General features: G+C 32.0%; 21 protein-coding genes. 8 read left to right on the plus strand and 13 right to left on the minus strand.

Features of this window, described 5'->3' with window-relative positions; all coding sequences use genetic code 11:
• Window positions 1–2: 2 nt before the first annotated feature.
• The 8 genes from AC2D6V_RS10445 (at window position 3) to AC2D6V_RS10480 (ending at window position 7,594) form a co-directional block, all read left to right on the plus strand.
• On the plus strand, window positions 3–767 hold the full coding sequence (locus tag AC2D6V_RS10445) for an SOS response-associated peptidase (RefSeq protein ID WP_484648090.1): 765 nt from the start codon (window positions 3–5) through the stop codon (window positions 765–767).
• Window positions 768–912: 145 nt separating this feature from the next.
• Window positions 913–2,238, plus strand: a complete 1,326-nt coding sequence (locus AC2D6V_RS10450) for a dicarboxylate/amino acid:cation symporter (protein WP_484648091.1) — start codon at window positions 913–915, stop codon at window positions 2,236–2,238.
• A gap of 36 nt (window positions 2,239–2,274) precedes the next feature.
• Window positions 2,275–3,312, plus strand: a complete 1,038-nt coding sequence (gshB, locus tag AC2D6V_RS10455; protein ID WP_484648092.1) for a glutathione synthase — start codon at window positions 2,275–2,277, stop codon at window positions 3,310–3,312.
• A gap of 10 nt (window positions 3,313–3,322) precedes the next feature.
• Window positions 3,323–3,823 carry a hypothetical protein gene (locus AC2D6V_RS10460; RefSeq protein ID WP_484648093.1) on the plus strand — a complete coding sequence of 167 codons (501 nt, stop codon included), beginning with the start codon at window positions 3,323–3,325 and terminating at the stop codon, window positions 3,821–3,823.
• 5 nt (window positions 3,824–3,828) lie between these two features.
• The gene (locus tag AC2D6V_RS10465) at window positions 3,829–4,647 is read left to right on the plus strand and encodes a sulfurtransferase (protein WP_484648094.1); all 819 of its coding nucleotides are present in this window, start codon (window positions 3,829–3,831) and stop codon (window positions 4,645–4,647) included.
• 3 nt (window positions 4,648–4,650) lie between these two features.
• Window positions 4,651–5,481: an N-formylglutamate amidohydrolase gene (locus AC2D6V_RS10470; protein WP_484648095.1), complete on the plus strand. Its 831-nt coding sequence runs from the start codon at window positions 4,651–4,653 to the stop codon at window positions 5,479–5,481.
• Window positions 5,482–5,486: 5 nt separating this feature from the next.
• Window positions 5,487–6,647 (plus strand): peptidase MATCAP family protein, encoded by a 1,161-nt coding sequence (locus AC2D6V_RS10475; RefSeq protein ID WP_484648097.1) that lies wholly within the window; start codon window positions 5,487–5,489, stop codon window positions 6,645–6,647.
• Window positions 6,648–6,823: 176 nt separating this feature from the next.
• Complete coding sequence (locus AC2D6V_RS10480; RefSeq protein WP_484648098.1) at window positions 6,824–7,594, plus strand: DUF481 domain-containing protein; 771 nt, start codon at window positions 6,824–6,826, stop codon at window positions 7,592–7,594.
• A gap of 262 nt (window positions 7,595–7,856) precedes the next feature.
• On the opposite strand, the gene AC2D6V_RS10485 is transcribed toward AC2D6V_RS10480, so the two are convergent.
• The 13 genes from AC2D6V_RS10485 to uvrA all read right to left on the minus strand — a co-directional run bounded on the left by AC2D6V_RS10485 (window position 7,857) and on the right by uvrA (window position 25,328).
• A complete protein-coding gene (locus tag AC2D6V_RS10485; protein ID WP_484648099.1) occupies window positions 7,857–8,153 on the minus strand; it encodes a Bor family protein in 297 nt (98 codons plus the stop codon).
• Window positions 8,154–8,318: 165 nt separating this feature from the next.
• Entirely contained in the window at window positions 8,319–8,735 is a 417-nt protein-coding gene (locus tag AC2D6V_RS10490; RefSeq protein WP_484648100.1) for a thiol-disulfide oxidoreductase DCC family protein, read from the minus strand.
• A 223-nt stretch (window positions 8,736–8,958) separates the two neighbouring features.
• Complete coding sequence (locus tag AC2D6V_RS10495; protein WP_484648101.1) at window positions 8,959–11,127, minus strand: endonuclease MutS2; 2,169 nt, start codon at window positions 11,125–11,127, stop codon at window positions 8,959–8,961.
• A gap of 101 nt (window positions 11,128–11,228) precedes the next feature.
• Window positions 11,229–11,705 (minus strand): hypothetical protein, encoded by a 477-nt coding sequence (locus AC2D6V_RS10500; RefSeq protein WP_484648102.1) that lies wholly within the window; start codon window positions 11,703–11,705, stop codon window positions 11,229–11,231.
• Between the two features lie 5 nt (window positions 11,706–11,710).
• Window positions 11,711–13,321 (minus strand): class I SAM-dependent methyltransferase, encoded by a 1,611-nt coding sequence (locus AC2D6V_RS10505; RefSeq protein WP_484648103.1) that lies wholly within the window; start codon window positions 13,319–13,321, stop codon window positions 11,711–11,713.
• 78 nt (window positions 13,322–13,399) lie between these two features.
• The gene (locus tag AC2D6V_RS10510) at window positions 13,400–13,783 is read right to left on the minus strand and encodes a DoxX family protein (protein WP_484648104.1); all 384 of its coding nucleotides are present in this window, start codon (window positions 13,781–13,783) and stop codon (window positions 13,400–13,402) included.
• A gap of 193 nt (window positions 13,784–13,976) precedes the next feature.
• Window positions 13,977–14,465, minus strand: coding sequence for a hypothetical protein (locus AC2D6V_RS10515; RefSeq protein ID WP_484648105.1), 489 nt, complete (start codon window positions 14,463–14,465; stop codon window positions 13,977–13,979).
• Window positions 14,466–14,470: 5 nt separating this feature from the next.
• Window positions 14,471–14,959 carry a DoxX family protein gene (locus AC2D6V_RS10520; protein ID WP_484648106.1) on the minus strand — a complete coding sequence of 163 codons (489 nt, stop codon included), beginning with the start codon at window positions 14,957–14,959 and terminating at the stop codon, window positions 14,471–14,473.
• Window positions 14,960–15,055: 96 nt separating this feature from the next.
• Window positions 15,056–16,045: a helix-turn-helix domain-containing protein gene (locus AC2D6V_RS10525; RefSeq protein WP_484648107.1), complete on the minus strand. Its 990-nt coding sequence runs from the start codon at window positions 16,043–16,045 to the stop codon at window positions 15,056–15,058.
• 209 nt (window positions 16,046–16,254) lie between these two features.
• Window positions 16,255–18,666: an alpha-ketoacid dehydrogenase subunit alpha/beta gene (locus AC2D6V_RS10530; protein ID WP_484648108.1), complete on the minus strand. Its 2,412-nt coding sequence runs from the start codon at window positions 18,664–18,666 to the stop codon at window positions 16,255–16,257.
• A 168-nt stretch (window positions 18,667–18,834) separates the two neighbouring features.
• The gene (locus AC2D6V_RS10535; protein ID WP_484648109.1) at window positions 18,835–21,666 is read right to left on the minus strand and encodes a gluzincin family metallopeptidase; all 2,832 of its coding nucleotides are present in this window, start codon (window positions 21,664–21,666) and stop codon (window positions 18,835–18,837) included.
• A gap of 127 nt (window positions 21,667–21,793) precedes the next feature.
• Complete coding sequence (locus AC2D6V_RS10540; RefSeq protein ID WP_484648110.1) at window positions 21,794–22,483, minus strand: LOG family protein; 690 nt, start codon at window positions 22,481–22,483, stop codon at window positions 21,794–21,796.
• A 13-nt stretch (window positions 22,484–22,496) separates the two neighbouring features.
• Entirely contained in the window at window positions 22,497–25,328 is a 2,832-nt protein-coding gene (uvrA, locus tag AC2D6V_RS10545) for an excinuclease ABC subunit UvrA (RefSeq protein ID WP_484648111.1), read from the minus strand.
• Between the last annotated feature and the right edge of the window lie 66 nt (window positions 25,329–25,394).

A 25,394-nucleotide genomic window follows, 5' to 3' on the forward strand; every position in this document is an offset into this window, starting at 1 on the left:
TCATGTGTTACGATATTAAGGCAAGCTATGATGCACAGCTAAAGAGAGCAAAGCGTAAAGGTGATTTGTCTGCGATTGAGGAAATTATGGAAAGATTAATTCCTTTAACAGATTTACCATTGTATCATGTCTCTGGATTCAGTCACCCCGATTTATTAATCTACACCAATAGATCACCAGAATTCCCAGAAATTGCTACCTGGGGATTGATACCACATTGGGTACAAGATAGCATCCAACTTAAAAAGTTATGGAATAATACCATTAATGCAAGAGGTGAAACAATTTTCGAGAAACCTTCATTCAAAGAATCTGCAAATAACTATCGCTGTTTAATATTTGTTGATGGCTTCTATGAGCACCACCATTATAATAACAAGACATATCCATTCTTCATTCAACGAAAAGATGAAAAACCAATGGCCTTAGCAGGCCTATGGAGTGAATGGAATAATCCAGATACAAAAGGGCAATTAATTACATTTTCAATAGTTACGACAAAAGGGAATTCAATGCTAGCTAAAATTCATAATAACCCAAAAATTAAGGGCCCGAGGATGCCGTTAATCTTAACTGAGGAGGAGGAAGATGGGTGGTTAAACCCTATAAGTAGTGAAGCTGATAAAAAGGATATAGAGGAACTAATTAAAACATATCCTGAGGGAGAATTGAGAGCTTACACTGTAGGTAAATTGAGAGGCAGAGATTATTTAGGGAATGTCCAGGGAATATCTAGAGAGGTGTTATACGAAGACTTGATATTTTAAACAATACGGGTATTTAAGTATCGTATTTACTTGAATACAAATGTGTTATAATTATTCATTTTTCCTAAAATCAAAGTCGCTTTTTACATTTCAGTTAAACATCAAAATTACTTATCTTGTCATCAACAAACTTTAAAGTACTCATATGAAAAAATTAGCACTTCATTGGAAAATTATTATAGGAATGGTTCTAGGAATCATTTTTGGTTTTATAATGAATACAGTAGATGGTGGGAAAGGATTCGTAACAGATTGGATTGCGCCTTTTGGAACTATTTTTATAAACCTTTTAAAACTCATTGCAGTGCCTTTAATATTAGCCTCTTTAATTAAAGGAATTTCAGATTTAAAAGATATTTCTAAAATAAAATCTATGGGTTTAAGAACCATAGGTATTTATGTAGGAACAACTTTAGTTGCTATTATAATTGGTTTAAGCATTGTAAATACTTTTAAACCAGGTAATGGGATGCCTCAAGAAACCATTGAGAAAATTAAATTAAAATATGAAAACGATGCAGGCGTAACCGATAAATTAATGAAAGCATCAGCTCAAAAAGAAGCAGGTCCGTTGCAACCTCTAGTAGATATTTTTCCAAGCAATATATTTGAGTCCTTTGTAGAAGCATCAATGCTTCAAGTTATTTTCTTTGCGCTTTTTGTTGGTATTTGCTTGTTATTAATTGGTGAAAAGAAAGCAAAACCATTAATTAATTTCTTCGATTCATTAAACGAAGTAGTTATGAAAATGGTCGATTTAATAATGCTTTTTGCGCCGTATGCTGTTTTCGCTTTATTAGCAAATGTTATCATTGCTTTTGATGATGTTGAAATTTTAATCAAGCTTTTATATTACGCATTTTGTGTTCTTGGTGGGTTGATGCTAATGATTGTATTCTATTTAATTTTGGTTAGCGTATACACTAAAAAATCACCTATGTGGTTTTTAAAGCAAATTAGTCCAGCACAATTATTGGCTTTTTCAACAAGTAGCAGTGCAGCAACCTTACCAGTAACCATGGAGCGTGTTGAAGAACATTTAGGCGTAGATAAAGAAGTTTCTGGTTTTGTATTACCAGTAGGAGCAACAGTCAATATGGACGGCACTAGTTTATATCAAGGGATAGCAGCCGTATTTATTATGCAAGTTATTTGGCCAGAAGGTTTAACCTTCACAAATCAATTAGTTATTGTTGCAACAGCATTATTAGCATCTATAGGGAGTGCCGCAGTACCAAGTGCCGGTATGGTTATGCTAGTTATTGTATTAGAATCTATTGGATTCCCAGCAGAGCTACTTCCAATTGGTTTGGCGCTTATTTTTGCGGTAGATAGACCCTTAGATATGTGTAGAACTGTTGTAAATGTAACAGGTGATGCTACAGTGTCAATGATTGTAGCAAAGTCGTTAGATAAGTTGCATGATCCGAAGCCTAAAGAATGGGACGATCACTACGATGAAGTGAAATAAAATTTTTAAATTTAGCTACAACTAAAAAAATTTAAAATGAACGTATGTTTTATAATGTATCCATGGGAAGAAATAGACCCAGATAACGATACTTCCTTAGCGTTAATTAAAGAATGTGTAAAACGTAAACATGGAGTTGCTATGTGTACGCCGGCAAATTTAACCATACGAAATAGCGTTACAACCGCTAATTGCACCGTTATTGGTAGAATGGAAAAAACACCTAGTTCATTAAAATCTTTTTATAACAAAGCAGAGTTACGCGAAGAAATGCTACCATTAGCGGGATTTGATGTTATTTTCTTTCGTGCTAATCCACCATTAGACCCCATCATGCTTAACTTTTTAGATTCAGTTAAGGACGATGTATTTATTATGAATTCATTAGAAGGTATGCGTGAAGCAAACAACAAATTATATACTGCGGCTTTTGGTGATGCACATAGTAATATTATTCCTGCAACTCATGTATCGAAAAGTAAAAACTATTTAATTAAACAAATAAAAGAGTCTAAAGCAGACAAAATGATTTTAAAGCCATTAAATGGATTTGGTGGTTCAGGGGTTATTTTAATTGAAAAATCGGCTATGAGTAATATTAATTCGTTACTTGATTTTTATATTACTAGTGGCGATGGCTCTTCTAATTATGTTATTCTGCAAGATTATATAGAAGGTGCCGATCAAGGCGATGTGCGTATTTTAATATTGAACGGTGAACCAGTTGGTGCTATGAAACGTGTTCCAGGAAGTGATGACCATCGTTCTAACGTATCTGCTGGAGGCAGTGTACAAAAGCATTCGCTTACTAAAGCAGAAAAAGCCTTATGCAAGCAAATTGGCCCTAAATTGGTAAACGACGGACTTTATTTTGTTGGTATAGATGTAATTGGCGGAAAATTAGTTGAAGTTAATGTAATGTCTCCTGGAGGTATAACCTATATTAATAAAGTTTATAAATTGAAGACTAAGATTGAAGAAAAAGTTATTGATTTTCTTGAAATGAAGGTTATTGATAAACTTCAAGCATTCGATAGACGTACGAGATTAAGAAAAACTGTTCAAGATGCATAATTAAATTATTATGAGACCATTTCTTTTTCTGCTATTATTTAATCCTTTTATTGTTTCAGCGCAGGATATTCAATATAATACTGAAGGACTTTCTTTAGTTGCAGAAAAGCTTAAAATAGACTCAAATCACGAATTCCTTACAACCTTAAGACCTACCAAAAGTGATTTGCAAGCATTATTCATAACAAATGAATCTGTCGAAATAGCATTAAAATATTCTGATTCTAAATGGGAAAGTATTCATAATATACCGGTTAATAGTATGAAACCAATTAATAAAGGTGATAATCATGCTATAATTCGTGCATCGAAAAAAGAATTAAGCAATGGTGTTTCAAATGGATTAGAAGCAGGTTACAGCATATTATCAAAGTACCTCAAGGACGATATTACGGTTTATGGTTTACAATATTTAAATAATGATGGTACGCCAAATAAGTCGCGCGCTGCGTTTTTTAATGTAAATAACAAATGGATAATTATCCCAAGACTTTTTAAAGCATTTCAATAAATAACATGTCAAAGATTAGTTTAACATCTCCAATAGTTTCCGTGGAATGGCTTCATAATAACTTAAAAGCTGAAAATTTAGTTATTCTTGATGGCACAATAAATAAGACTTCAGATGCTTCATTGACGCAAATACCAAATGCTCGTTTTTTTGATATTAAGAAAAAGTTTAGTGACAAGTCAAATCCGTTTCCAAGTGCGTTTCCCTCCCAAACACAATTTCAAAGAGAAGCTAGAACACTAGGTATTAATCAAGATAGTGCTATTGTAGTTTATGATGATAAAGGGATATATTCTAGCGCAAGAGTATGGTGGTTGTTTAAAGCATTTGGATTTAACAATATTGCTGTTTTAAATGGTGGATTTCCAGCTTGGTTAAAAGCAGAATACTCAGCCGAATCCATGTCACCATATAATGGAAAAAAAGGTGATTTTGTGGCTAACCTACAATCTGATTATATGAAGTTTTTTAATGATGTTAAAGAAGCCTCAAACAACAATACACATACCATTGTAGATGCACGTTCATCTGGAAGATTTAATTGTATTGATGCCGAACCTAGAGAAGGCTTGCGCATGGGAACCATTCCTAATTCAGTAAATCTGCCATATACCGATTTGTTAGAAGAGGGTCTTTTAAAACCCAAGAAAGATTTAGCGAAGGCTTTATATATGATTGCAAATAAAACAGATGATATTATTTTTTCTTGCGGATCTGGTCTTACAGCCTGTATTTTAGCTTTGGGTGCTGAAATTTCAGGTTATAAAAATATTTCTGTTTACGACGGAAGTTGGACCGAGTGGGGCACTTTGGTAAAGGAATAGATTATGCAAAAGTTAGCATTAAAAGACATTATCACTAAGATTAAAAGCGAAGAAATATTTGAAGCGGTGTCTTCAGATTATTCGTTTACAATAAAAATTGATGAGTATGTGCCGTATGCCTGTGGTGCTGTACATGATGGGCATCAATTTAGAAAAGAACTTTGGGACAATTGCATCCATACCGAATACGAACGCTGGTATGAAGAAGACCCCGAAACCAAAAATATGGTAAACACACATCCCATTGTTATTGCGTGTTGTGATTCTCGTTTCGAATACGATTTAAATCGTGAACCAAATAATGCGGTATTTGTGACCGCTTGGGGTAAGGATCTTTGGAAGGAACCTCTTTCGGAAGTAATGAAAGCTAAAAGTCTTCAAAAGCACACCAGCTTTTATAAAGTTGTACATGCACTTATTGAAACATTAGAATCCAAATTCGGATTTTGCACAATTTACGATATGCATAGCTATAATTGGAAACGATGGGATAGGGAAGTACCAACATGGAATTTAGGCACTAGTAATATCGATAACGACCGCTTTGGAGATGTTATTGAAACATGGCGAGAAAGCCTTTCTGAGATTCAATTTCCTAATAACATTAAATCTACAGCATTAATTAACGATACCTTTCAAGGCAACGGATATTTCTTGAAATATATTACTAAAAACTTTAAAAATACCTTAGTTTTGGCTACTGAAATCGCGAAAGTGTATTGCGATGAATATGAACAGATTATGTATCCAGAAGTTGTGAAAACGGTTGAGATGGAGTTGAAAAACCGCATCCCGAAACACGCTTTTGAAGTGTATGAAATGTTTAAAAGTTAGGTTTTATGAAGATTGAAGATACATTAACATCCAAAGTACTTTTAGAAATTGATAAAAATATTGATAGGCTAGTCAAGCAAATCGAGTTGCTTAGTTATGTCAATCCCATAAATATTGAAGAAGAGAAAGCACGATTTTTTTCATCAAAATATTTAACAGACCCTGTTTTTAAATACCCTTCTATAAATTTTGATAAATTTAAATTGCATAGAGAGTTATTTACCCAATCGCTAGAATCTATTGAAGACGATGAAGTAAGAAACCTCTATGAAGATATTATTTATGCCTATTCAGGATTAATCCAGTGTATTGAAACTATTGGTAACGGCAAAAAGTTTTATTATAATTGTTTGCATTGTTTTGGTACACCTACAGAGAATGATGTGGAGAACGCTAAATTTATTCTTCATTTTGAAGATGAGAACCCAAATGTTCCTGCGTTTCAACCTAAATATTCTGCAAAAGAAGCAGAAGGACATTTTGAAGCATTTTCTAAGCAGTATGATTTCGAATATAATATTGCTTTTTCAGATAAGATTTCGGCAATTGCCATGGTGTTAAATAACATTAAGACTCTGGTTTTAAACACGAACCATACGTATTCAGATAATGAAATTGCCGTACTTACCAATCATGAAATTGGGGTGCATATGGTAACGACCATGAATGGTTTATTGCATCCTTTAAAAATATTTTCACATGGGTTCCCAAATAACGAAGAAACCCAAGAAGGTTTAGCTGTTTTCTCAGAATACATGAGTAACAACTTAACCATAACACGTCTTAAAGAATTAGCTTATCGGGTTATTGCAGTAGATACTTTAGCAAAAGGCTATCCCTTTTCTAGAACGTTTAGACTATTACACAACCAATACGATTTAGATAGAGAAACCGCATTTTATATTACACTCCGCGCCCATCGTGGTGGCGGATTTACAAAGGATTATTTATATCTCACTGGGCTTAAAAAAGTATACGATTATTACCATTCTGGTAAAGATTTAAGTCTGCTATTAACCGGTAAAGTATCTCTTGAATATGTACAAGAAATAGAATCGTTAATACAAAAAGGATTAGCAGTTCCATCAAAGCATATTACCGATTCCTATACCGAAAATAAAAACACTAACAAAAAGGTAGATTTTATTTTAAAGAGTTTGAAGTAGCGTATTCACAATTAATTGTTATTGTTTATCTATAATGCTAAAGATTCGTTTTAAAGCTATATTAAGCTTATTAGGAGTTTTTATTATTCAGGGAATTCATACTACATATTATTTATGAGTTTACAGATTAATACTTGAATACCTATATTTGCCAAATTATTTATTAGGAAAATTGAATGAAAAAGCTAGTATATTGGTTTCTTATTTTACCAATTGTTCTTTGTGCTCAAATAAACGAAAGCGATTCGCTTAACTTTAAGGCAAATCTTTCCATCACTGGGTTTTGGCAAGGTGGCAATGTAGAAACGGTTATATTCAGAACAAAGTCTGAGATTGGTTTTAAACCATGGAAGAACTGGGTTTTTAAAACAAAAAACTCTTACGTGTATCAAGAGTTTGGAAAAGAAAAGGCAGATGAGGATATTTTGAGTTTAAACTTTTTGTATTTAAATCCGGACAGAAAATTATATCCGCTTGTTTTAGGTTTTGTAAGTACTAATTTTAGAAGGGAAATAGATTTAAGATCTCTTTTCGGATTGGGTATAGCCTATCAAGCATATAGTAAAAAGGATGATTGGCTAAAGCTATCACTTACCAGCGAATATGAGCAAACGGCATTTAATAGGTTCAGCTTTAATAAGGCAGAATACAATGGCAATAGACATATTAATACACTACGCGCTACACTTTGGGTGAACGGGAAATTTCATTTATTTAAAGATAAGGTAATTCTGAGTCATGAAAATTATATCCAACCTTCCCTAGAAGAAGGAAATAATTACCGTTGGCAAACCGATTTAGGATTAGAGTTTCCCGTTTGGAAATTCCTTAATTTTAAAATAAACTACCTCCATACTTTTGAGAGTATTGTAATAGAAGACCAAGAACAAGAGGATACTTTTTTGACTTTTGGATTCACACTGAAGAGTTATAAATCTAAGTCCTAATGTAGAAATCTAGTTAATTTTGTTTTTCCTAGTAATGTATATTATTGACAGGAAAATTATTATCAAAATCACTTTACCTGCTAAAAAACCAAAACCATATTCGGTTAATCTGTCAAAATCATTAGTTAATATTTTTACAACATTTACCAATAGAATAATTGAAATAATGACTGATATGTAAAATATTAGTTTTTTCATAATGCTCTCAAAATAATAAAAAGAAAGGTTAAGTATGTAACCAAACCTTTCTTTTTAATTTGGACTATTTAGTTACTGTTGTAGTTGTTGGTGTATATATACCAAAAGTAATCGCAGAGACTAATCCATTAAGAAATGATTGTCTAGTGTGAACAGAATAATTTTCTGCCCCATCAGCCATTTGTTTTGAATCAGAAACGCCAACAGGTGCTAATCCATAAATCACATAATGATTCCAACTAGTTGTTTCATTGCTTCCTTGAGCTCCAGTACCTACAACACTTGTATATGAATAGCAAGAAGTTAATAACATTGATGCCCCAAATACAATGGACATCGTTTTCATTGATTTTTTAATCATTTTTTTGATTTTAAATTAAACATTTATTTGAAATACAAACTTTGAATCTCGACAGAGACTGTTAATAGCTTTATTAACAGAAGTTTGTTACTAAAGATTGCATAGGTACAACTTTAATAATCAACATTTGTTAGAAATGAAATTATTGTTTTTAAATAAAGTGTGTTAATACAAAAACCTACTTTTTAATTCAAGAGTAGGAATCATACAGGCATCTTTTTTGCCATACCATTTATAACGATTTTTAGCAATAAAATCGTAAACCCAATTGCGTATAAAAGCTGGTACAATTAAAAATATACTTAATAAATTTGTTGGAAAGTCTAATTGTGATGCTGCTTTTAAAGCTGCTGTAGATTTATAATAAATTCCTTTTTCTGGCGTGTATAATATAATGGAATCTATTTTGGTAGTATCTATATGGTAATGAGATATAATCTTTTTTCCAACGTCTCCCTGTAAAGGTGCAAACATAAATAAGTCCTTTTTATCATGCTTAATTACATATCGTATCGAGCTGTTGCAAAGGTTGCAAACACCATCAAATAGAATGAGTTTTTTATGTTTTGGGATATTTACCATAATAATATGTCATTGTGAGGAAGTATGACGTAACAATATGCATAATTACAACTAACTTTTTGACAGATTCTTACGTTTCTAAAAAAGCTCAGAATGACGTTACAAAGATACCGCTTTACATATATATTCAAAAAGCTATTCAAATCGGTTTCTTTATTCAGATTTAGCTTCTTTTTAAGGCACTCATATTAATAGATCAGAGGCTGTAAACTGCGACTGAAAACTATTTCTTAACCGCTTCAACTAATTCTAATTGTTCCAAACTTACATTAGTTGTAAACATGCCATAATTAACAACGGCTTTATTTTTTTCAATTTTATCAATAGTACCAATAGCTCTACCATCTTCCATTCTAACGCGGTCACCAATTCTAATAATCGCTTTTGGTTTTGGAGTTTCAATAGCCTTCTGTTTTGCTATTTTTTTCTTCTTTCGAATAGCTTCTACTTTCTTTTCTGCTTCCTGCTTTGTTTGTTGTTCTTTGGCTTTAATAACTTTTTTCTGTTTTACTGTAACCTTTTTACGTTTCGAATTTTCTATTTGAACCAATTTAAAAAGCTCATCCATCAAATTCTTTTTCTGCTTATTATCGAAGTATTTTTCAGCTATGTCATTTACTTTTTGTCCCAAGTATATTAAACGCTGATTGCTATCATAAAGCTCTTGATAACTCTCAAGTTTTTTCTGAATTTTTACATTAATTTCTTCTAACTTATCGGCTTCTTCAATTTTTTTCTTCTCGTTAAGTTTTAATGATTGTCCTGTTTTTTCTAATCTAGAGCGTTCCTTTTGTAGTTTTGCAATGGTAGCATCAAATCTAACTTTACTGCGTTCAATTTTCTTTTTAGCACGATTTATTAAACTGTATGGAATACCATTTTTTTGTGCGACTTCAAATGTAAAACTACTTCCAGCTTGACCAATAACGAGTTTAAAAAGCGGTTCTAATGTGCGCTCATCGAATAACATATTCGCATTGAGCATGTGCGGCAACTCGTTAGCTAATATCTTTAAATTAGAATAGTGGGTAGTAATAATCCCAAATGCATCTCGATGGTAGAATTCTTCTAAAAACGTTTCAGCTAAAGCGCCACCCAATTCTGGGTCACTACCTGTTCCGAATTCATCTATAAGAAACAACGTATTTTTGTTGCATTTCTTCAAGAAATAATTCATTTGTTTTAGCCTATAGCTATACGTACTCAAGTGGTTTTCTATGGATTGATTATCGCCTATATCACTTAAAATACGATCAAACAAACAAGCTGTACTGCGTTCATGTACTGGAATTAACATACCACTTTGGAGCATGACTTGTAATAAACCCACCGTTTTTAATGTAATGCTTTTTCCACCTGCGTTAGGACCAGAAATAACGATAATTCTACTATCCTGTTTAAGTTTTATTGTCTGCGGAAACGTTTTTTCCTTCTTTTCTAAATTATTTAAATAGAGCAGTGGGTGAAAGGCATCGCGAAGAAACATACTTCTGTCTTCTGAAATTTCTGGAAGAATCCCATTCATGGATTTGGCATACTTAGCCTTTGCCGAAATAACGTCTAGATTGATTAAAAAAGTTTGATAGTCTTTTAATAATTGTAAAAACGGACGAATATAATTGGTTACTTCTTTTAAAATTCTTGTAATCTCTTCCTGTTCTTCATACTCTAAATTATTAAGTTCTCTAGAATGTTGTAAGGTCGTTTCTGGCTCTATATATACAATACTCCCCGTTTTACTACCACCCATGATAGCGCCTTTTACTTTACGCCTATACATGGCTTTTACTGCCAAAACACGTTTATTTTCTACAACGGTTTCTCGAATATCGTCTAAGTATTCAAGATTATGATACATATTTAAAGCTGTAGAAAAACTTTGATTTATTTTTCCTTTTATGCGGTTAATAGATTGTCTTAGCTCAAAAAGTAATCTTGATGCGTTATCTTTAATATCTCCAAATCTATCAACTATAGCATCCACTTTTACTATAATTACTTTCGTAACTTCTATATGTGATGCAAAATCGTTTAGGGTTGGGTAATACTCTTCAAACTTTTTTAAAAAAACTACTATGGCGTTTACCGTTATTGACATGGCTACAATTTTCTTTAAACCATGAACTTCTAGAAAAGTATTTTCAATATTTAGGAGTTTTAATTCTTTGGAGATAGTGTCGAACCCATGATTTGGTATACGATTATCATTATATAAAGATGACACATACTCATTAGTTAATTTAAGCGCAATATGAAGTTCTTCCTTTGTTTTATAAGGATAAATATCTAATGCCTTTTCATTTCCTAAGGATGTTATACATAGCTCGCTAACTTGCTGTAAAACCGTATGAAATTCTAAATCTTGTAATGTTTTTTTATGAATGTTAATCATCTATTTATCTAAGCCTTTTTCAAGAATGACAAATTTATAAATTCTTGTATGAAAATCTTGATAAAGCCCTAATAATAATGACCTTTATTTGCATGAGTATATTAAAACTCTAGTTCTTCAATTACCAAGCTATAATCATACTGCAAATCTTCATGCAATGATGATACAATTTTTTTTGCTAGTATTAACTGTCGTTCGTATGAGTTAACCAATTGCTGGCTTTTATTGATACTAGGGCGAAAGTCTTTTAACTTTTGGCAGAAATATAGCAGGAGCTCAACTTCAGTTTCTTTTTGTTTGGAATACCTCGTGAATTTTTTTATTTCTTTAAGTATTTTACGAACACTTTTTCTGATGTAGAAATAACTTTTGGTGTTTATCAATTCAAATTGATCATCAACATGATTTTTTATAGAAGCTATATAACCTTGCTCGTCATGTGATTCGAAGAGCAAATATGTAAGGAGTTCTTTATTTTCTTTTTTAAATGTTGAGAGCCGTAAGCAAAGCGTTAAAAGATCGTTTTGAGAATGATGTTGTAATTCTTTTTTGATTGTAGTTACAGAAACTGCTTTCATTAATTTTATTTGTTATTGTCTTTAAGCAAGTTAATACTAACGGTTGCTAATTCGCTATTTGGAAATGTAGTAAAATAATTTGGATCGGGTTCTAATCCAGCTTCAGTAGCAATTTTATTAAATACGCCTACTTCTAAGATGTATTGGTCTGAGTACCCATGAGTAGCGTCGTAGGCTGTAGCTGCTGTTTTTCCTAAGTTAGCTTCTGTTAATTTTGGATTAATTGTATGAAGCTCAATAATTAATAAGCCAAATCTATCAACGTAGGGTTTCCATTTCTTCAAATGTTCTAATAATGATTGTTCCACCAAGTTATTATTAAGTCGTTTTCCTTTAAAGGCATACGCGCCAGAAGACTTGCTAATTCGCTCTGTTTTATTCGCTGGGGATTCCCATATACGGTTATGGTCAAGAAACGTTCTCACATTTAAAAGGTCTTTCAAGTCGATGTTATAATCTTCTTTTAAATCTTTAGCCAGTAAATCGGGTCTACCAATATCTCCCCAAATTACTTTGGCCCAAATATCTGCTTTAATTAAATTTGCCCTAGTAACTTTTAATGCGGCCTTATTAAAATCGGCACCAACTAGTAGTAAAGGGTGTTCGTCTAGCATTTTTCCCCTTAGTGTTTTAAATTCTATAACATCAAAAATATGTTGAATAAAAGCGCCATTGCCACAGCCCATGTCTAAGATTCCTTTTGGCTGCTCTTCAATTGGTTTATTGAAAAGCTTAATAATTATTTCGTCTACCACTTTAAAATAGGTAGAGTGAGCACCACCACTGCCCCAAACATTCATTTCTCTATGCACATGCTTTTCTGTTTCTTCAGGCGTATCTGTTTTAAGGATAAGCGGGTTGCCGAAGATTAAGTCATCAAGCGTAACAAGGGTAGGAAGATAAGAAACTGTTACCCCATAGGCACTTGCCCGCTTTGCAAAAAACAAGCCTGCATCTGTGAATTGATAAGTGTCTTTCTTTTTAGAAAACCATCCTAGACTCGCTAAAAAATCTAATATCTTTTTAAAACTCTCTGGGTCATTATGATACTCTTGCGCTCTAAATGAAGCTTCCATGAAATATTTATGAAACAAACCATTAACACCAAGTAAAACAATTAGAGGAGCTGCTATAACACCTTCTATATGCTTTAAGATTTGACTTTCAATAGAATTGATTTCAATATTATTTAGATCAAAATTAGTGTCAAATTGTTTGAAAACAGCATCCAAAGCATTGAAAGCATCTGGCCCTATTCTTTCAGTAGGAAACTTAACAGAATAGTTAAGAAGCTTTACAGGTTTTTCATATAAAGGAACAAGTGAAAAAGCTTTTTGGCTAGTTTCATTTATTTCATAAGTAATGCCATCAGTTTTATTATCCAGATTCTGTATTAACCAACCTTGTGAACATAAAATTCTTAAACCTATATTGAGATAACCCTCATTAGCTTTAAATTTATTAGTGAGATTTTTTAAACTAGATTTCTTATGTTCTAAAAGATAGTTTAATACACCTTTTTTATGAAGTGCATAAGCGGTAGTGGCAGTAGCAATACCATCTAGATGTCTAAAAATGGAACTCCGTAAATTTTCTTTGTCTAATTTAGATAGCATACAAAAAGGATGTTTATAAAAATCCTTTACAATTTAGATAAAAGTATTTACTTATAAAGCTATCTAATGAGATATTCGTTAGCTATTTTTTCTCATAGAATCAATAGAATACTTCCCTGGTCCCGTCAAAAATATTACGATAAAACAGATTAGGTATAATAAAGCTTTTTCCTTTTTACCCATTGGATCGCTGGCATGTATTACAAAAAATGCCACAAACATTATAATGGCAGCTGGAATAGAGGCAAGCTTTGTTTTTAAACCAATTATTATTAAAATTGGAGCGACTACTTCTCCAATTAAGGTTAAAATTAAAGAGGTTGTAGAACCTAAACCTATAGGGTCCGGAAATTTAATTGGGCTTTCTGCAAGCTTTGATATTTTAGGAATTCCGTGTGTAAGCATTAATCCGCCAATGCCAACTCTAAGTAATAATAGCCCGTAATCGTACAAATTTTTCATATTGTATAAATTGTTTTATGATAAGAATCTAAATATATGAAAAGTATGTATTAATGTTTAATTTATAATATTAATGTTCTCTATTAATTATTTCTTTTGGACAGTTAAATTTAACATATATGTTAAGATTTCTGGATTATAATTAAATTTTATACTTTAAAAATTTATTGGGTAAAAGGTTTTTTTGAAGTAATTATATCCTCATGAATTTATAAGTGTTTCTGATTAAACTCTCCGAAGTATCTTTAAAAACTACTCTTTTGCTTACAGTATAGATTGTAGAATTAAAAATACGAGTCATATAGATAGTTGCCTTTTTTCCACCATCAAGCCCTTTATAAGTTGTAACAATAGTTCTGAGGTTATTTTTAAAGGTATTAGAAACTACTTTTTCACTTCCAAAATAAGTACCATTCATTTTAATTGTGACCGAAGATTTATTGTTTTTATTTGGCTCATAAGTGTATTGCATGTTTGACTTAATTTTATCACCTTCAATAGTAATTTGTAAAGTAGCATCTACATCAGTAGGTTTTTCTGATTGATAATCGATATATGTTAGTGTGCCTTTCCAATTTGTATTATTTAAAAAGTAAAAGTCAGATAGAGCTATTGTATTTTCTTGTGCATAATTTAAGGTTGAAATGAAAATTATGCTAAACGTAATTATTAAAGTTTTCATATGTATTAATTTTTATTAAGTTTTAAACTTATTAAATAATCTAATCCAAATCTGCCAGATCCAAAATACAGGGTGTAGATACTAACCCAAAGAAAACTAATGGCAGGTAGCATTCCCCAAATCCCTTGAGCCCATTTTTGCATAAAAATAGCAACCAACATGGTGCACATAATTAAGAACGCTGCGACTCTTGTTTTTAATCCAAATGCAAATAAGATGCCGCCAACAGCTTCGCTAAAAGCTCCTATCCATGCAAAAAATACAGGAGCGATGGCAAATATTCCTCCATATGAAGCTACATCTTCTGGAAACCAAGCTGCAACTTCAAATAAATTAAGGTTTCGGTGGCTTTCCGTCCATGGGACTCCAAACTTATCCGCACCAAAGGTTAGAGAAAGTAGCATACCACAAATAAAACGGATAAGGGCAAAAACCAAATCTGCAAACCAATAATCTTGAATTCTTGGTTTAATAATTGTTTTTAAGATTTTCATAATGTTGTATTGATATGCAAATTTGTATAAATAGCATTTAATGAAAGACCTATTTTGTATGAAAGAAGGCTTAAATACGATTTGAGACTCTTTACTTTATGCAGATTTTAAATACTCAGATGGCGAGTAATTGGTGAGTTTTTTAAATACACGATTAAATGTTGCTTTACTATTAAAGCCACAGTCGTATGCAATCCCTAATAATGATAAGTGCTTGTGTTTATTTGCTTTTAGCATTTCCTTAAAAGCTTCGACTCTGTAGGTGTTTACAAAATCGTTAAAATTTTTATTAAATTCAGAATTAATGACTTCAGATAATTTTGCTCTAGACATATTAATTTGTTCTGCTAAATCAGACAAATTTAAATCAGGGTTTAAATATGCTTTATTTTCTATCATGCTATTTCTTACCGATTTAATATCTTCTGATGATATCGACTTAATCTTGTTTTTCTCTTTACTAAAAAGACTTGTGTCTTTTTTTGGAGAAAAATTAAATTTCAATTTATTAAGTCTTTCAGTATCAGTAAAATAACCTTTTACACCAACATAAATGGTTATTATAGCTGTAAGCAAATTTAACCACCAGCGTTGTTCGTAATTTAAATTAGTAACAAAAGCTCCAACAATAGACTGTATAGTACTATATAAAAATAAAACGGTGAATAATATTAAAAAGCTAAGTATCCAGTTAAGCTCTAATTTGTAAGTGTTTGAAAAATATTGAATTATTTTCTTCCTATAATTATAGAATAGTTGCAAGGTAAAAGCAAGATACAATAGCATGAAAGGAAATTCAATGAAACTCATTATCGGTTGCACGAAAGCTTCATCGATAGTAATCTTTAAAACACCATTTTGATTTTCGTCGAAGCCAGGTTGTGTTGCATCATATATATATATTGATGCTCGATAAAAAAGAAAAACAATTGCTAATAAAAAATGCCACCAATGTTTTTTTTTAAATTTAAAATTGGACTCCGTAATAGACTTGACATATAAAAAAATTAAAGGACCTAAAACTATTGCAATGTTATATAAGAAGTAATTTATTTTAGTAGTACGAAATACATTGTACCAACCCATAAAACCAACAGTATAGCATGTTTGACTATAACATGTAAATAATAGAATTAAACCTAGAAACAAATCTGAGATGTTACCTTTTCTTATATATCGCGATAATAAGAGAAATGTAAAAATAAGCCCTTGTAATACAAGGATTAAAAGAGGTGTACTGTAAAAATTGAAACTAGGAAACACTAAAATGGTTTTAAAAACCTAAAATAGCATTATTATCGCAATTTTGGAAAATCATTAGGACTCAATTCGTGCATTACTTCATATACGGCTTCAAAAATATCTTCTGCAGATGGTTTTGAGAAATAATCCCCATCATTTCCATAAGCAGGTCTATGTGCCTTAGCCGTTAATGTTTTAGGTTGACTATCTAAATATTGATATCCATTTTGAATGTTTAAAATTTCATTCAAAATATAAGCTGAAGCACCACCAGGAACGTCTTCATCAATTATCATAACATTATTAGTCTTTGCAATGCTTTTAACAATATCATGATTTAGATCAAACGGCAATAAAGATTGTACATCAATAACCTCGGCATCAATACCAACGGCCAATAATTCCTTAGCAGTTTCCATAACAATGCGAAGTGTAGACCCATATGAAACTAACGTAATATCAGACCCTTCTTTTATGGTTTCTACAACGCCAATAGGTGTTTTAACATCACTAAGATTATTTGGCATTTTTTCTTTTAACCTATAACCATTTAAACATTCAACCACTAAGGCTGGATCGTCACTAAGCAAGAGTGTGTTATAAAAACCAGCTGCTTTAGTCATGTTTCTTGGTACTAAAACATAAATACCTCTAACCAAATTAAGAATACCGCCCATAGGAGATCCTGAATGCCATATACCTTCAAGTCTGTGACCACGTGTTCGAACAATTAAAGGTGCTTTTTGCATTCCTTTAGTTCTATATTGAAGTGTCGCTAAGTCGTCGCTTATAATTTGCAAAGCGTATAGAACATAGTCTAAATACTGAATTTCTGCGATTGGACGCAATCCTCTTAAAGCCATACCAATTCCTTGGCCTATAATCGTTGCTTCTCTTATACCAGTATCTGCAATGCGCAGTTCTCCGTATTTTTCTTGTAAACCTTCAAGACCTTGATTAACATCCCCTATATTTCCGGTGTCTTCCCCAAAAATTAAAGCTTCAGGATAATTGTTAAAAATAGCATCAAAATTATCTCTAATAATAATTCTTCCATCTACTTGACTTGCATCATCATCATAAGTTGCTTTTACTTCTTTTATAAATAAGGCTGATCTATCTGATTCAGTATATAAATGAGAACTAAATTTTGGTTGACTTTCTTTAATGTTTGTAGAAATCCAATTGGCTAAAATATCTTTTTCTTTTGAAGTTTCACCAATCATAAACCTTAGTGCTTTTCTAGCATGAGATAAAATATCTTTTCTTGTAGGTTCATTATTTTTGGCTAAATTATCTTTTAACTTAGATATAAAAACACCATTAGCGCTGGTAGGAATTACATTTTCAAGTATTGCTAATAACTCTTTATGCTCTTTTCTAATAGGCTGTAAAAAGACATCCCATGTGTTCTTTTTGGCTTCACGAACTTCTCGCTTGATAGATCGTTCCACCTCTAATAAAGACACATTGTCTGCAATACCACTTTCTATAATCCACTCCCGCATTTTTTTGTTGCAATCGTAGTCTGCTTCCCAGTCTAGTCGCTCTTTGTTTTTATAGCGTTCGTGTGATCCAGAAGTTGAATGACCTTGTGGCTGTGTGAGTTCTTGTACATGTACTAAAACAGGTACATGTTCTTCTCTGGCTATAGCAGCAGCTTCTTGATATGTTTCAATAAGATTAGGGTAATCCCAACCTTTTACACGTAAAATTTCATAACCCTTATTGTCTTTATCTCGTTGGAAGCCTTTTAGTATTTCTGAGATATTCTCCTTAGTTGTTTGATGCTTTGCATGCACAGAAATACCGTACTCATCATCCCAAACACTAATAACCATTGGTACTTGTAAAACACCAGCGGCATTTAAAGTTTCAAAAAACAAGCCTTCGCTTGTACTAGCATTACCAATAGTACCCCAAGCTACTTCATTGCCATTTACAGAAAATTTTGTGCTGTCTATTTCATTTAAATTACGATAAATTTTTGATGATTGAGCAAGGCCTAATAAACGTGGCATTTGAGCTGCAGTAGGGGATATATCTGCACTTGAATTATATTGTTTAGTAAGATCTTTCCAATTACCTTTTTCATCTAGACTATGGGTTGCAAAATGTCCACCCATTTGTCGTCCTGCAGACATAGGTTCTAGTTCTATGTCTGTATTAGCATATAAACCTGAGAAAAATTGGTTAACAGTGAATGCATCAATTGCCATCATAAACGTTTGATCACGATAGTAACCAGAACGCCAATCTCCTTTTTTAAATGCTTTAGCCATAGCAAGTTGAGGAACTTCTTTTCCATCGCCAAATATGCCAAATTTCGCTTTTCCAGTAAGCACTTCTCTTCTTCCAAGTAAACTACATTCACGACTTCTAACGGCAATAGCATAATCATTTAAAACTTCTGCTTTAAAATCTTCAAATGATATATTATTTTTTAAATCGGGAATTATTTGCATAGGATATGGTTAAAGCCATGCAAATTTAGTCAAATTTTATCTGTTTTGCAATTAATGAATACTATAAGTATTTACGAATATGATAAAAAAACAACAATATATATAGTCATATATAATATTATCACAATAATTTAGTAAAATACGTGATATTATTCAATATTTTAACATTTAATACCAGCGTCTTCTGAAGAGTCCAAGTAGTGATTGTGGGTCTACTGTAAATTTGAATCTTATTTTCTCATCGTAATGAGGTTGACCCATTTCCCAACCAAGATTGGAATATATTGGGAAATAGATTTCAAAATAATCGGTAACTAAGTTTACCCTAATTCCAGAGTCGTATACAAAATGTGGATCGGTAAATTTGTTTTTAACTAATCCAATGTCACCATAGGCAAGTATATATTTCCATAAAGTGGTACTTGTGTTTAAAGTGGTTATCCATTGATTTGCAAATGGTGTTTCCAACTTAGATTTAAAACCACCTTCTGCATCAATGTATTGTTGGCTAAATATTCCTGAAGCCTCAGATCTGCCTAAATATGCATAATCGAATAAGTAATCTGTTGGTCTATCTAGAGCGAAACTAAAATAATCTGAGCCAACATCGTTTTTATTGCTTAGAAAAGTACCTGTGAAAAAGCGTAAATTAAGTTGACGATTACTCTCGAAGAGTTTTCTGTATTCATAATTAAAGGATACTTTAGTAAAAGTTTTAGCTACTTGGAAGTCTGCGTACCATTTACTAAAGTTGATAAGATTATCGTTGGAATGGATATATCTGGCATTAAATACACTATAATTTGGCTCAGTTTCATTCAATAGATCATTAGGATCTTTATCTCGATTTATGTCTAGATATCTTAAAATAATTGATTGTCTTTTATTTGATCTAAAATCATCGTTTTGTCGAAATGAAAAGGTTATAGTTGGCTTAATTTGGCGAACAAATAAATCTTCAGCATATGAAGTATAACTGGTACCAATTCCATATTTTATGGCATATAGATTACTTTCCTCAAAAAAGTGTGTCATTATAATTGAAGCACCACCTGTTAGAGATCTTGATTTTAAAGAATATTTGGGTGCAATTTTATAATTAAAACGCTTTCTCAAGAGGGTTGTATTATAAGCTCGCGCTCCCAATGTTATTCCATCGTAAATATTATTAAACTCAACTATAGGCATTAAAAATACTTGATTATAATAAGGATCTTCAATGTCTTTTATTAATCTGAATTGTAATGGTTTATTATTAAAGAAAAAACCTTTTAATGACTTCCAATTGTCACGAAGATTGTATTCTGGGATAATTTTATCATAATTCAGTACCAATTTATTAGCGCCATTTCTTGGAATAGTAATTGTTTTGTTTTCATTTATGTTTTCAACCCAGGTTTTAGAAACAATGCTATCATTTTTTAAGGCATACAAAGAAACTGGCATGTTGTTGTCCCTCTTATTTCTAATTGTTAGGGTAACAGAATCTTCTGTTTTATGAACATCTTTAATTTTGAAATCGATTTTTTTTCTGGTACTTAAATAGTCATTAAAAAACCATTCAACATTTTTGGGTGTTTTGGTTTTTAAGTAGGATTCAAAATCTTGTCCTGTAACATTTTGAAGTTTGTTGTTTGCTAAAAAAGATTCAATAGAATTTTCTAAAATATCTGAATTGATAAAATCATCCAAATACTTGAAACCAACACCAGCCTTATATTTATTTCCTATATTTTTATTGAATTTTAATAAAGAGTCTTTTGCCATTGTGAGGGGCTGATCTCGATTAGTTCTTGCCATAGACATATATGCAAAAACATATTTATCGTTGAATGTCATATCTGCAGCATGAAATGAACGTACTCCCCAAATATCGGCCATAGATCCTAGGAATTTCATCCTAGGATAATGTTCATCAATATATTTCATTAAATAAAATATATGTATTCCATCTAACAACCACTGCTCTTCTCTAGGATTTATTAATAAAGTATTCTCTAAATAATTATGAATAACAACTTTTAACAGCTTTAATTCGTATTCAAAATTACTTGGATATGGCTTAATAAAATCTGGTAACAAGTTAAGTCCGTAAACAGGATCTTTATTATAATCAATCTCACTAACTACTAATTTTTTATGAGGATAATTACCAAAATTTTCATCTAAAAAAGTTTTAATTTTCTCCGTAATTAAAACCTTATTCATAAGTTCTAATCCTTCATCTCCTATACTTGAAGTGATAGATAAATCCTCAGAAGTAACGGTGTTAAATATCTTCTCCTTATTAAAATAAATTCTATTATTAATTCTATCCTTTCCTTTTAGTTTAATTATCTGATTGTTAGTGCTTTCAGATACATTAGTTAAATCTAAATCAGATGTTACATAATAGCTATTTGGATACTCGATTTCTAAACTTAAATCTGTTTTTGGGATAAATAAATCGTCTAAATTTTTATTACTATAAAAGCGCCATTTTCCGTTGTAAATTGCTGGCGTAATAAACCAATATCTTAAATTAACATCACCTTCTGGCGTGATTCCATAATTTGTGAATTTATCACTTGGAATCTTAACGATATAATTTAGCTTTAACGTATAAGATTGATTCGCTTTTAATGGGGTGTTTAAGATCACTTTTATAACGTCAATTTGATTTTTTACTTGTTCATATCTCACATCCTCACCATTTTGTTTTATTGCGGTGATTACAGAAAATCCTCGATCTTCGTTTTTTGCCAAGTGAAAATCGTTTACGTATTCATCTGCAATGCGCGTAGCTAATGGTGTTTTTTTAGTTGCATAACTGTTGTTCCAATCATTCAAATAAATAATTTTTAGCTCATCCTGTGTTTCGTTTGTATAAGTAATTGACTGAGAAATTGTTATTTCCTTATTATCAATATCAAAATAGGCTTTTAAGTCAATATTATTTTGACCAAAAGTATGTAATACCAATAGAAGGCATACGGATAAAGCTATAAGATTGAATTTCAATTTATTTGAAGTTAAGTGATAATTTTTTTTCAAGCGGTGCAATATAATGAAATATGTTTTTTATCTGAACTAATAATTCAACACACAGCAAATCTGTATGTTAATTTATCGACAAAAGGCATTTGATCTAGAAGTTTGGACTTAACCTTGATTCTTTGTAGAAGGCATCTAAAATTGTAATTACTTCTTCTTCAGTATCTACCAAATGAATTAAATCAAGATCTTTTGCACTAATATTAGAAAACTTGTCTAAAAGTGTAGCTTTTACCCAATCTAAAAGACCTTCCCAAAAAGAAGTACCCACTAGGATAATTGGGAATTTTTCTATTTTATGAGTTTGAATAAGCGTAATTGCTTCAAAAAGTTCATCTAATGTCCCAAAGCCCCCGGGCATAACCACAAAGCCTTGGGAATACTTGACAAACATAACTTTTCTAACAAAGAAATAATCGAAATCTAAACTTTTATCATGGTCTATGTAAGGGTTGTCATGTTGCTCAAATGGCAGATCAATATTTAAGCCAACTGATGTTCCACCACCTAAATGCGCCCCTTTATTTCCAGCTTCCATAATACCAGGACCACCACCAGTTATAACTCCATATCCAGCTTCAACAATGCCTTTGGCTATTTTCTCAGTTAATTTGTAGTACTCGTTATCTGGTTTTGTTCTTGCTGATCCGAAAATAGAGACACAAGGACCAATTTTACTCATTTTTTCAAAACCATTTACAAACTCTCCCATGATTTTGAAAATTGCCCATGAATCATTCGTTTTAATTTGATTCCATCCTTTATGGTGCTGTTCTTTTCTCATATACCTTTTTTTGCTAATTTAATTCTTTTTTAAGGAATTTCGCAGTATAGCTTTTTTTGTGTTTTATAATTGTCTCTGGTGTCCCTTCCACTATTATTTCCCCGCCATTTCTTCCTCCTTCGTATCCTATATCAATTATGTGATCTACTGTTTTAATAACATCTAGATTATGTTCAATAATAAGAACCGTGTTTCCCTTGTCTACAAGCTTGTTTAAAACTATCATAAGTACCCGAATATCTTCAAAGTGAAGACCAGTAGTTGGTTCATCTAAAATATAGAAGGTATTACCTGTATCGCGCTTGCTTAGTTCTGTAGCGAGTTTTATTCTTTGTGCTTCTCCTCCAGAAAGAGTAGTACTTTGTTGCCCGAGAGTAATATAACCTAAACCAACATCTTTTATTGTTTTTAGTTTCTTGTATATTTTAGGAATATGTTCAAAGTAAGACACCGCTTCATTAATGGTCATGTTTAAAACATCGCTAATGCTTTTTCCTTTATACCTTATTTCTAATGTTTCTCTATTAAATCGTTTCCCTTGGCAAGTTTCACATTCTACATAAACATCTGGGAGGAAATTCATTTCAATGACTCTTAAACCACCACCTTTGCATGTTTCGCAACGACCGCCGGTTACATTAAAGCTAAATCTTCCAGCTTTATAACCACGAATCATAGCTTCAGGAATTTTGGCAAATAAAGCTCTTATTTCGCTAAAAGTTCCTGTATAAGTAGCTGGGTTACTTCTTGGGGTTCTTCCTATAGGTGACTGATTAATATCAATAACTTTATCTATATGTTCTAAGCCTTTTATGCTTTTGTAGGGCATAGGTTTCTTTACACCGTTAAAGTAATGTGCATTGAGAATTGGATAAAGCGTTTCATTGATTAAGGTTGACTTACCACTTCCAGAAACACCAGTCACACCAATCATTTTACCTAAAGGAAGCTCAACCGAAACGTTTTTCAAATTATTACCAGTACACCCTTTTAAAACCAGTTTTTTACCATTCCCAGATCTTCTTTTTTTAGGTACTTCAATTTTTTTAGAACCATTAAGATAATCTGCTGTTAAAGTATTATGCGTTTTTAATTCATCGGGATTACCAATACTGATAATTTCTCCACCATGTTTACCGGCTTTTGGACCAATATCAATAACATAGTCTGCACGCTCAATCATGTCTTTATCATGTTCTACTACAATAACCGAGTTACCAATATCACGAAGAGAAATCAATGAATTGATTAATTTTTCGTTATCTCGTTGGTGTAATCCTATACTAGGCTCATCCAAAATATATAACACGCCCACTAATTGCGATCCAATTTGAGTTGCTAACCTTATGCGCTGTGCTTCTCCACCAGATAAGGATTTAGAGCTTCTATTTAAAGCTAGATAATCAAGTCCAACATCCAATAAAAACTGAAGGCGCGATTTTATTTCTTTTATTATTTCTTCAGCAATTTTTAGCTGTTTTTCTGATAAATGCTCATGTAAATTTTCAAACCATTCAGCTATTTCAACAATATCCATATTAGCCAATTCTGCTATGTTTTTATTGCTTATTTTGAAATAAAGCGACTCCTTCTTGAGTCTCGATCCTTCGCATACAGGACATTTAATTTTGTCCATATAATCCTTGGCCCAACGTTTTAATGAAGTAGATTCTGCTGTTTTGTACTGGTTTTCAATAAAATTAGCAACACCTTCAAAGTCAATTTTATAATCTCTGGTAACACCCAAAGTTTTACTTTCAACAGAAAACTTATCATTGCCGCCATATAAAATCATTTCTTTTGCTTCCTGAGGGATATCTTTATATGCATGGGTTAACTTAAAATTGAACCTCTGTGAAATGATTTCAAACTGTTTAAATATCCAACTGTTTTTTGCTGGACCATGTGGCGCCAAAGCCCCAGCATCTATCGAAATGCTATCATCTGGAACTATTTTATTTTCATTTACTTGGTATAATTCTCCAATACCATTGCAAGTATCGCAAGCTCCTTTTGGGGAATTAAATGAGAAATTATTGGGTTCTGGGTTTGGGTAGGAGATTCCCGAAGTAGGACACATTAAGCTTCTACTAAAATAGCGTGTTTCGTTAGTGTCTTGGTCTATTATTAGCAGAACATCTTCACCATGATACATGGCTGTATTAATACTTTCGCTTAGTCTTTTATCATTATCGACAGTTTCATTTATAACAAGTCTGTCTATAACAATTTCTACATCATGAGTTTTGTAGCGGTCAAGTCGCATGCCTTTGGCTATATCGCGAATTTCACCATCAGTTCTTACTTTAACAAAACCTTGTTTCGCAATCTGCTCGAATAACTCCCTGTAATGTCCTTTTCTTGAACGAACTACAGGCGCTAATATATTTATACGTTTATCCTTAAAGTTTTCGAGAATTAAGTTTTTAATTTGCTCATCGTTATAACTAACCATTTTTTTACCAGTGTTATAGCTATAAGCATCACTTGCTCTTGCAAACAGTAAGCGTAAAAAATCATAAATTTCTGTGATGGTTCCTACTGTAGATCGGGGTGATTTACTAGTTGTTTTTTGTTCAATAGCAATTACAGGAGAAAGCCCATCAATTTTATCGACATCTGGACGTTCTAATCCACCCAAAAACTGTCGTGCATATGCCGAAAAAGTTTCTATATACCTGCGCTGACCTTCAGCATAAATTGTATCGAAAGCCAATGATGATTTACCACTACCTGAAAGACCTGTAATAACTACAAGTTTTTCTCTAGGTATGGATACATCGATGTTTTTAAGGTTGTGAACTCTAGCACCTTTTACTTCAATATGTTCTTCAAAGTGGCTCATAAAATGCAAAGTTGCAAAGGTACAATTTTAGATGTTAAATTCTTGTGAAGATTAATCTCAGATTTA

It is taken from the genome of Algibacter sp. YIN40, from assembly GCF_057219435.1.